Source organism: Nitrosospira sp. Nsp13, assembly GCF_900101945.1.
Lineage (GTDB): Bacteria > Pseudomonadota > Gammaproteobacteria > Burkholderiales > Nitrosomonadaceae > Nitrosospira > Nitrosospira multiformis_D.
The window spans coordinates 21013-30538 of record NZ_FMVD01000021.1 but is presented as its reverse complement, the minus strand read 5'-3'; the positions used below and the strand labels follow the sequence as shown (position 1 = coordinate 30538).

General features: G+C 50.6%; 6 protein-coding genes, 1 pseudogene and 1 riboswitch. Of the genes and pseudogenes, 6 read left to right on the top strand and 1 reads right to left on the bottom strand.

The window, feature by feature from the left end:
* Positions 1 to 374 precede the first annotated feature (374 nt).
* Complete coding sequence (gene rnk / locus BLO43_RS15415) at positions 375 to 788, bottom strand: nucleoside diphosphate kinase regulator (RefSeq protein ID WP_090907845.1); 414 nt, start codon at positions 786 to 788, stop codon at positions 375 to 377.
* A 407-nt stretch (positions 789 to 1195) separates the two neighbouring features.
* Here rnk and BLO43_RS15410 point away from each other — a divergent pair, with 407 nt between their 5' ends.
* From BLO43_RS15410 to BLO43_RS15385, 6 genes and pseudogenes are all read left to right on the top strand, one after another.
* Positions 1196 to 1894 (top strand): O-methyltransferase, encoded by a 699-nt coding sequence (locus BLO43_RS15410; RefSeq protein ID WP_090907844.1) that lies wholly within the window; start codon positions 1196 to 1198, stop codon positions 1892 to 1894.
* 169 nt (positions 1895 to 2063) lie between these two features.
* Positions 2064 to 3401, top strand: a complete 1338-nt coding sequence (gene bioA / locus BLO43_RS15405) for an adenosylmethionine--8-amino-7-oxononanoate transaminase (RefSeq protein WP_090907838.1) — start codon at positions 2064 to 2066, stop codon at positions 3399 to 3401.
* 238 nt (positions 3402 to 3639) lie between these two features.
* Positions 3640 to 3745, top strand: a riboswitch (guanidine-I (ykkC/yxkD leader).
* Between the two features lie 209 nt (positions 3746 to 3954).
* The gene (locus BLO43_RS15400) at positions 3955 to 5427 is read left to right on the top strand and encodes an APC family permease (RefSeq protein ID WP_090907836.1); all 1473 of its coding nucleotides are present in this window, start codon (positions 3955 to 3957) and stop codon (positions 5425 to 5427) included.
* 77 nt (positions 5428 to 5504) lie between these two features.
* Positions 5505 to 6254, top strand: a complete 750-nt coding sequence (locus BLO43_RS15395) for an urea amidolyase associated protein UAAP1 (RefSeq protein ID WP_074633511.1) — start codon at positions 5505 to 5507, stop codon at positions 6252 to 6254.
* Entirely contained in the window at positions 6251 to 6910 is a 660-nt protein-coding gene (locus tag BLO43_RS15390; RefSeq protein WP_090907834.1) for an urea amidolyase associated protein UAAP2, read from the top strand. Before BLO43_RS15395 ends, BLO43_RS15390 begins: the two co-directional genes overlap by 4 nt.
* A gap of 141 nt (positions 6911 to 7051) precedes the next feature.
* Positions 7052 to 9337: pseudogene (locus BLO43_RS15385) on the top strand (5-oxoprolinase/urea amidolyase family protein); the annotation flags it as partial.
* Between the last annotated feature and the right edge of the window lie 189 nt (positions 9338 to 9526).

Here is a 9526-nt window from a genome sequence, read left to right as displayed (position 1 = left end):
GCGGCGGGAGCGGGATCCGCCGCGAAAACATGGCACGCCAGTCCCAACGTTCCCGCACCCAGGCACCATTTCAAAAGTGATCCGGGGTTGCATGCCGGAAATGTCCTGGGTTTGGCGGCGCTTATTCCTTGGGAAATCAGGGGACGGAGTAGATTCATGGCGGAGGTTCCTGTGGATCCGGGTGAAAAATGCCCGCAACTATAGCAGAATCATGCCCACTTTTGAACAGTGGGCATTGTCCAATCACGCCGATTATATCTGCCATTGCGTGTAGTCAGATTCACCCACTAGCGCTTCATTGAAGTCTGTTTCACTCATTATTGTTTCGTTTTCTTTTTAGAGGCGCCGATATCTGGCGCTCAGTGGAAATATTTCTAACGGTAAAATTTTCCTTCACGCTCCGGCTGGGAGACGATTTCCACGATTCGTACCTTTATCGTGCCTCCGCCCGGGCGAGGCCACTCTATTTCATCCCCGGTGGATAGACCGAGGAGAGCGCTGCCCACGGGGGCGAGAATGGAGATTTTGTCTCCGGTGCCGTCTACATCTTTTGGATAAACCAGGGTCAGGCAAAAATCTTCACCCGAAGAATCGATGCTGAAGCGCACGGTTGAATTCATGGTGACCACCGATGGTGGTATTTGCTCGGACTCGACAATTTCGGCACGGTCCAGCTCGGCTCGCAGTGCCGCCCTGCCGGGAAACGCATTTTCCGGAAGCGATTCAAGCAAAGCTTCAAGCCGGTCCAGATCTTGAGCCGTCAGTACAATTTGCGGTCCATTACTCATTTTTACCCTCGTTTCAAATTTAATTAAATTCAGATAGTTTCCGGGGAACGACATCATAGGCGAACGCTCTGACGTGCGAAGGCCGGAGCCGTGTAGTGCATTGAATTTCCTGCTGATCCGTTCAACCGGCGTTACACCCATTAAGGCGCTCGGCACCCGGCTAGACAGTTTCGATCAGTATAGCCCGCGGTTAGAAGTGTAGCTAACCCGATCGAAGCGAAAGAAAGGTAATTTTACACCAAACAGCGTCAATATTACCATGGCATCACCAGGGTATTGATTCGATACTCATGCCAAGATATGTATGTTGGGGGTACACGGCTTGTGTTTGACCCATCATCATGATGGGCGTACAGTTGGGCACAACGAAATATTCAGCCTGGCTTTGTTTTTTTGGAGAGAAGATTATGGCTACCATGCAATCACCCACTATTGTGAATCCCACCGTATTGATTCCGGTCAATCCGGCAATCGAAGATTATATGCGCAGCCTTGTAGGCCAAACGGATCATTCGGTGCTGACAGAAATGGAAGCGGTAGCGAAGGAAAATAATTTTCCCATCGTCGGCCGTTTAGTAGGGGTGTTTCTTGAAACATTGGCGAAGACAGCCAACGCTAAACGTATATTCGAGTTTGGCAGCGGCTACGGTTATTCCGCCTATTGGTTTGCAAAAGCGGTGGGTGCGGATGGGCAGGTAATTTGTACTGATGGAGATCCTCTGAACAAGGAGAAGGCAGGGCAATATCTCGGTTCCGCAGGTTTGTCGGATAGAGTTGATTTTCGCGCCGGACTCGCGCAGGAGATATTTACACAGACCGAAGGGTTATTTGATATCTGTTACAACGACGTCGACAAGGGGGATTATCCCGAGGTCTGGCAAATGGCTAAAGACCGCATTCGTCCGGGCGGTCTTTACATCGCTGATAATGTGCTTTGGCATGGACGTGTGGCGGTGGAAAAATATGTTGATATTGTACCCGGCTGGACTGAAGCAATTCTTGAGCACAACCGGCTTATTTTTAATGATCCTGAATTTGACGCTTTTATCAACCCAACGCGTGATGGTGTTGTCGTGGCGCGAAAAAAATCCCCAGGGCGAAGTTAATGTGATCAGAAATATAATCAAGAATTCTTGGGTTCTTCCTGATTTATAGCCTTCTCATTAGCTTCCAGGTTCAATAATTATTCACTGACGCAAAAGTTTGTGAGTGATCTGAGACAAGCTCTCAAACGCTCAATTACGTTAAATTCCTATAGCCACTGGTAAATATCCTATGTCTGGCATCGATTCTGAAATTCTACCGTCATTAGCCTCCTTTCAGGAGCGCAGCCGAAAAGCAATCTGGCACCCCTGCACCCAGATGAAGCAGCACGAAATGCTGCCGCTCGTTCCCATCGCCCGAGGCGAAGGCGTGTGGCTTTATGGCTTCAAGGGTGAACGCTACCTCGATGCCATCGGTTCCTGGTGGGTCAATCTGTTTGGTCACACCAATCCGTGCATCAATGCCGCCATCCATGACCAACTCGATAAACTGGAACATGTCATGCTGGCGGGTTTCACGCATGAACCGGTGATAGAGCTATCAGAGCGCTTGAGCAAACTCGTGCCGGGCAATCTCGGCCATTGCTTTTACAGCAGTGATGGCGCATCGGCGATAGAAATTGCATTGAAAATGAGTTTTCATTACTGGCACAACAGCGGTCACCCGGAAAAGAATGGTTTTGTCAGCCTGCAAAACGACTATCACGGTGAAACACTAGGCACGCTGTCGGTAACCGACGTGGCGCTGTTCAGGGATACCTACGCTCCGCTATTGCGCCACAGCGCGCATGTTCTTACCCCGGATTGGCGCTATGCAGCTGCGGGAGAATCTGCCCGCGATTATGCGCACCGCGCTGCGGCCACGCTCGAAGCGCATCTCTCGCAGCATCATACCGAAACCGCAGCGCTTATTGTCGAGCCGCTCGTGCAGGGAGCGGTGGGCATGGGCATGTATCATCCCGATTATCTTAAGCTTGCAAGACAGATATGTGATAAGTACGAGGTACATCTCATCGCTGACGAAATCGCCGTCGGCTTTGGCAGGACCGGGACGATGTTCGCCTGCGAGCAAGCGAATATCGTCCCGGACTTTTTATGCCTGGCAAAAGGCTTGAGCGGCGGCTATCTGCCGTTATCCGTGGTGATGACCACCGACAGGATTTATCAAGCTTTTTATCACGATGAAACCAAACGCGGCTTCCTGCATTCCCATACCCACGCAGGCAATGCGCTCGCCTGTCGTGCCGCACTGGCTACACTGGATATTTTCGAGCAGGACAATATCATTGAAGCCAACCGTGTTAAAGCAAGCTATCTCAATCATGCGGCACAGCCGATCGCATCCCATCCCAAGGTCAATAATTTCCGTAATTGCGGAATGATCTGGGCATTCGAAGTGAAAACCCGTGATCCTGACTTTGCCGGAAAATTCTTCCAGGCGGCACTTGCGCAGGAGTTGGTGTTACGCCCATTGGGAAACACAGTCTATTTCATGCCGCCGTATATCATTAACGAGCAGGAAATGGATTTGCTGGTAGCGGGAACCTTGCGGGCACTTGATTCATTTTGAAATACGATGATATTACAAGTGTTGAAATCCCTATAACGATTCCATTTTATGGATGGAATTTGTTTGCAATTTTTTTTGCTATTCAAGAATAAATTAGTGTTGCTTTTTATGATCAGATGTGTACAATTTCTTCCGTGTGCAGTTGAAAAGGTCTGGCAACTGGGTATTCGAGTATGATATCAACCGCTTTTTTTGCAATTTTGCGGTCAAATTAGTAAGGCCAAAGCAGTAGATTGATGTAAGGAGAAACTAGGGTTCCGATTTCCGTAGCAGGAAATGTCTGGTCCGAGAGTTTCCGGCTTCGTCATGACGAGGCTCCACGGAGGGATAAAAGCCCGGGAGAATGTATATTTAAATACATCGCTCTTGGAATTTGATCCGCCGATTAAGGAGACTTCGTCATGCACTTCCTTTCTGGATTTTCCCATCTTGTCGTGATCATCGATAAGCTTCGGAGGCTACCTGTAGCCTCCTCAGGAGCTTATGTCGCTATAAAAATAGTTGTGGACGGCTGGCAGCCTCATGTCGCGACCTGTGGTTTGGGGAGGGCATCATGCCAATAAACCAAAGTCAGAATAGCTTTACTTCTGATAACGGAGCGACAAAGCCCCACGCACTCAAGCGTACCATGAGTGTCTGGAACTGCTTTACGCTTGGCTTTTCAGTCGTCTCACCTGTCGTCGGGCTTTATGCCATCTTCGGTGTGCAGAATTTAGTGACGGGGGGGGGCTGGATTTCTGCCCTGGCCTTGTGCCTGGTAATGCAGATGATGGTGGCGACAGTCTATGCTGAGCTTTCTTCGCAGTTCCCCATCGCGGGCGGTGCTTACAAATGGGCGCGGCAGCTTATAGGACCGCGAACCGGTCAGTATGCCGGAGTCATTTACGTTAGTTCCACGATCGCTATGCTGACTACAACCGCCTATACCGGCGGTATGTGGCTTTCCGCTGTTTTTGTCGGTGGTAACGTACAGGGTCCGACCGCAGTGATATCGGGCGCTATGTTCCTGCTGATCTGTACGATGGTCAATCTGGTCGATCAGAGTATCTTCAAGGTGATCAATTTACTAGGTGTCTGTGCAGAGGTGATTGGATCGATATGCGTAGCACTGGTTTTATTTTTCTTCTTCCGAATCCATCCGGTCTCCGAATTGTTTCAGCATCTGGGTACGGGATTGGCTCCCACCGACATTGCTGCTTTTCTGGCTGCTGTAGCCATCGCGGGTTGGGCTTTCATCGGTTTTGACGCCTGCTCCACTATTGCCGAAGAAGCTCATAACCCCGAGAGAATGATCCCGCGTGCGATTTTCCTCTCCTTGTGCGCCGTGGGAACCGTGGTTCTCTTCAATTCTTCTTCGCTGATGCTGTCCGTCGAGCATGACGTCCTGGTGGAAGCCAGCGCTACGTCCGATCCCATCTCGCCCATTATTACCAGCACCATCGGAGCTTGGGCCGCAAAACCTTTTTTGGCTATTGTGATGATTGCCTTCCTTTCCTGTGGATCTTCAGTGGTTAATTACGTTTCACGCATCGTATTCTCAATGGCGCGTGAAGGGAACATGCCGGCTCACCTCAGCCATGTGACAAGACATAAAATTCCGCGGAACGCCATTCTTACGACCATATCGCTGTCCGGGCTCGGATTGCTTTTCGGGTTAAATGATGGAGCGGTTGCCACCATAATTGCTTTCGGTACGGGAGGACTATACGCGATGTTTTCCATGACAACGGGCGTCGGATTATATGCCCGTCTTACCGGTCGGTGGAATCCCGCATTGGGTGCATTGAAGCTGGGTAACTGGGGACTGGCGATAAATGCAGTTGCCTTTGTTTGGGCCGTGTTTGAACTTATCAATATCGCATGGCCGCGTGAATATGTGGTGGCAGCCGGGGCGCCCTGGTGGCAGCTCTGGGCAGTCCCCTTGGTATTGGGTAGCATCCTGAGCGTAACCACGTTGCATATACTGATAAATAATAAGTACCGAAGCACAAAAGATGAAACCCAAAAAGCGTCGCAGCAGGTGTAAAGCAGGAGGAGGATGGTTTGTTATGCATCAGATGCCGGATGAGTAATGAACAATTTATTATGACAAGGAGAATGAATATGAACCAACCCAACGCATGTTTATGGAAAGAAAGCATCCCTGGTGGTTGCCACTGGTCTGGCATCGTGCGCCGGGGTACGACACTCCGCCTGGTGGATGTGGCAGGCGGGGCGAATGCTGCAGTGCTCTTTTACAATATGGAAGAAAAATTGGAGCGCTACAACATGGCTGATACGCTGAAGACGCAGCATACATTCCGCCTGACTAAAGGCCATGCCTGCCATTCCGATATGGGACGCATTTTCTGCTGTATCAGCGAAGATACCGCAGGCTGGCATGACACTGTATGCGGCATGAGCGATGCCGACTTGATACGCCAGAAATATGGTATCGGGCGGTACCAGGAGCTTCGTAATGGCATGTTTCGTAGTGGACTTGATGGCATGCTGATTGAACTGGGAAAGTGGGGGCTGGGTAGGCGCGACGTGGTATCCAATATTAATTTCTTCAGCAAGGTCACTGCTAATTCATCCGGAGAACTGGAATTTCATGCCGGTAGCAGCAAGGCGGGCGATTATGTGGACCTGAGTTTCGAGATGGATACATTGGTAGTGCTGTCCACTGCCCCTCATCCTCTCGATCCGGCGGAAACTTACCATCCCGGAGCAATAAGTCTGACCGCTTTTGCGACGTCCTCTAAGGCTCCTGGCGATCATCGCTGGGGACCATCGGAATGTACACGCATTGCCGAGAATGCTCGCGGTCTACAAAATACCCAACGTCTATATGCTTGTGGAGGTGCAGCATGAGTGCGCAAAATCTTGTTGAAAGCAAATTAAATCCCGACCTGGCCGTGATAGACGAAATTTGCGCGGCGGGTGATCCATGGGTCAAAGTGGTCAAGAAAGACCAGGTATTCCGTATCGTCGATCTGGAGGGTAATCAGGCGGTGGATACCCTCTTCTATAGTGCCAGCGATGCAATGGAGCGCTACAGTGCAACCGATACGGTTCGCCGCCAGAATAAATTATACCTGACCACGGGTAGTAAATTATATTCCAATTTCGGCAATACCATGCTCACTATAGTTGCCGATACATGCGGACGGCATGACACCGTGGGCGGGGCCTGCGCTGCGGAGAGCAATACCGTGCGCTACGCGCTTGACAAATATCCAATGCACAGTTGTCGCGACAGCTTCCTTCATGCGCTGGCGCACGATCCTATTTGCGAAGGTCTCGGCATGAGTAAGCGCGATATTCCCAGCAACATCAATTTCTTTATGAATGTACCTGTATCGGAAGACGGCGGACTGGATTTTGCGGATGGTGTTTCCGCGCCTGGCAAGTACGTTGAGATGAAAGCCGAGATGGATGTTGTGGTACTTATTTCCAACTGTCCGCAACTGAACAATCCATGCAATGCCTACAATCCCACTCCGATCCAATTATTGGTTTGGGATTAATCTGGACGACATGCGAAACAGCATGCCGTTAAATGACATCTGAATAGACTGGCAGGATAAGCTGCCTTAACCTGGCGGGAGACTCTGCCAAAAAAGGGGAAAAATATGTTTGAGAAAATGCCGGATACGAATATAAATATTGCACATACTATTGATGTGCTTGATCCTCCTAGCATACAAACCACGATACAGGATTTTCCTGGCCGGTTGGGGTACTGGAACATCGGTGTGCCCCCGTCTGGTCCGATGGATAGTCTTGCGTTCCGGTTGGCCAACCGTCTGGTCGATAACATGGAAGGGCAGGCTGCGATGGAGATCACATTTGGTGGCCCCACCCTGCGCATCAATTGCGACAGCGTGATCGCGGTGACTGGTGCGCCCATTCAGGTGAGTCTAGACGGCAAGCCATTGGCGCAATGGCAGTCACATAAGGTGAAAGCCGGTGCGCTATTGAAGTTCGGCGATATTATGAAATATGGTTGTCGTGCCTATCTAGCAATTCAAGGTGGCTTCCAGGTTCCGGATTATCTTGGCAGTAAATCCACTTTCATGCTGGGCCAATTTGGCGGTCATGAGGGACGCACTTTGCGGCCGGGCGATGTACTGCATATTGTGGCGGCCAAAAGTCATATGCCTCGTAGTCTTGCGAAAGAGTTGATCCCTGAATACACGAATAACTGGGAGATCGGCGTACTGTATGGTCCCCATGGGGCGCCGGATTTTTTTACTGATGGTGATGTGAGTAATTTCTTCGCTTCCGACTGGAAAGTGAGCCATAATTCTGATCGTACAGGAGTGCGTTTGATCGGCCCCAAGCCGAAATGGGCCCGCACCGATGGAGGTGAAGCCGGGCTTCACCCATCCAATATTCATGACGTGGCTTACTCTATTGGCGCGGTCGATTTTACCGGCGACCTGCCTGTGATCCTCGGACCGGATGGCCCCAGTCTGGGTGGCTTTGTTTGCCTGGCGACCTTGGCTCATGCCGAACTATGGAAAATGGGCCAACTCAGGCCCGGTGACAATGTGCGTTTTCATCAGATATCGGTCGCCGAGGCACAAGCGCTTGAAATATCGCAGGATGCAATAATTCAGGATTTTCGTTTATTGAAAATGCCGCCAGCAGCGGCGGTTAAAGGAATGGCCAGTCCAATCCTTCATACCATTCCTGAGAGCGCTCAGCAGACACGGGTGCTGTATCGACAAGGCGGTGACAAAAACATGTTGGTTGAGTATGGGCCGCTGGTGCTCGATTTCAATCTCCGCTTTCGCATACATGCTCTCATGGTATGGCTCCAGCAAGCCATTGATACAGGTCGCCTGAAAGGCATCGTGGATATGACTCCGGGAATCCGGTCGTTGCATATTCATTTTGACTCGAAATTGTTGCCACGCGACACGCTGCTGGAGAGCCTTATTTCCGCAGAAAAAGAGCTGCCTGCCATTGAGGAAATGGAGGTACCCACGCGTATTGTGCATCTGCCATTGTCATGGAATGATCCGTCGGTGCAATTGGCGATGAAGAAATATATGCAGTCGGTACGCAAGGATGCGCCATGGAATCCGGACAATATAGAATTCATTCGTCGCATCAACGGACTGGACAGCATTGAGGATGTGAAACGCATTGTATTCGAGGCGAGCTACTTGATAATGGGCCTAGGCGACGTCTATCTGGGCGCTCCCCTTGGAGCTCCGTTAGATCCACGACATCGCCTGGTCACCACTAAGTACAATCCGGCGCGCACTTGGACGCCGGAGAATGCCGTGGGGATAGGCGGGGCTTATATGTGCGTATATGGCATGGAGAGCCCCGGCGGTTATCAACTCGTTGGCCGCACTGTGCAAATGTGGAATAGTCATAATCAGACGAAAGATTTCAAGGATGGCAAGCCCTGGTTGCTGCGCTTCTTTGATCAGGTTCGCTTCTATCCCGTGACTGAGGACGAGCTAATTCAAATGCGCAAGGATTTCGTTAGCGGGAACTTTAGTTTGCGTGTTGAAGAAAGTAGTTTTAGCTTAAAACAATACAATAATTTCCTGAAAGAAAATGCTACCGCAATCGACGCCTTTAAAACCAAGCAGAAAGCTGCATATGTAGCTGAGCGTGAACGCTGGAATGCAGGGGGTCAGGCAAATTATACAACCAGCGAAAGTGCGCAGGATGATGCGAGTACTCCGCCGAGCCAGGTGGATCTACCCGCGGGTACTCAAGCTGTCAGCACGCAGGTCACTGGCGTGGTATGGAAGCTCCTGGTCAAGGAGGGGCAGCACGTCGCCGCAGGAAGTCCAGCAGTAGTGGTGGAATCGATGAAGATGGAATTTACGGTAGATGTGCCGGTCAGTGGCACCGTGCGGCAGTTATTTTGCAGGGAAGGCGGGCGTGTCTCCGCCGGCCAAATTCTACTGGTGATTCAGAAGGATTGAGTATGGGATGGGGTTGCTCCTGGATGGAACCACCCCTTTTCCATTTTACCCGAGAGTGGTCGTTTGTACATTTCAGCCGGAATAGATGGCATTTCTTTATTGCGGCGAAGGCATGGAGCATCGCACAACTGAAGAGGGTTTTTGCTTACGCTCATGCCGGTTCCAGTAACGAAATACCTTTTGCCATAC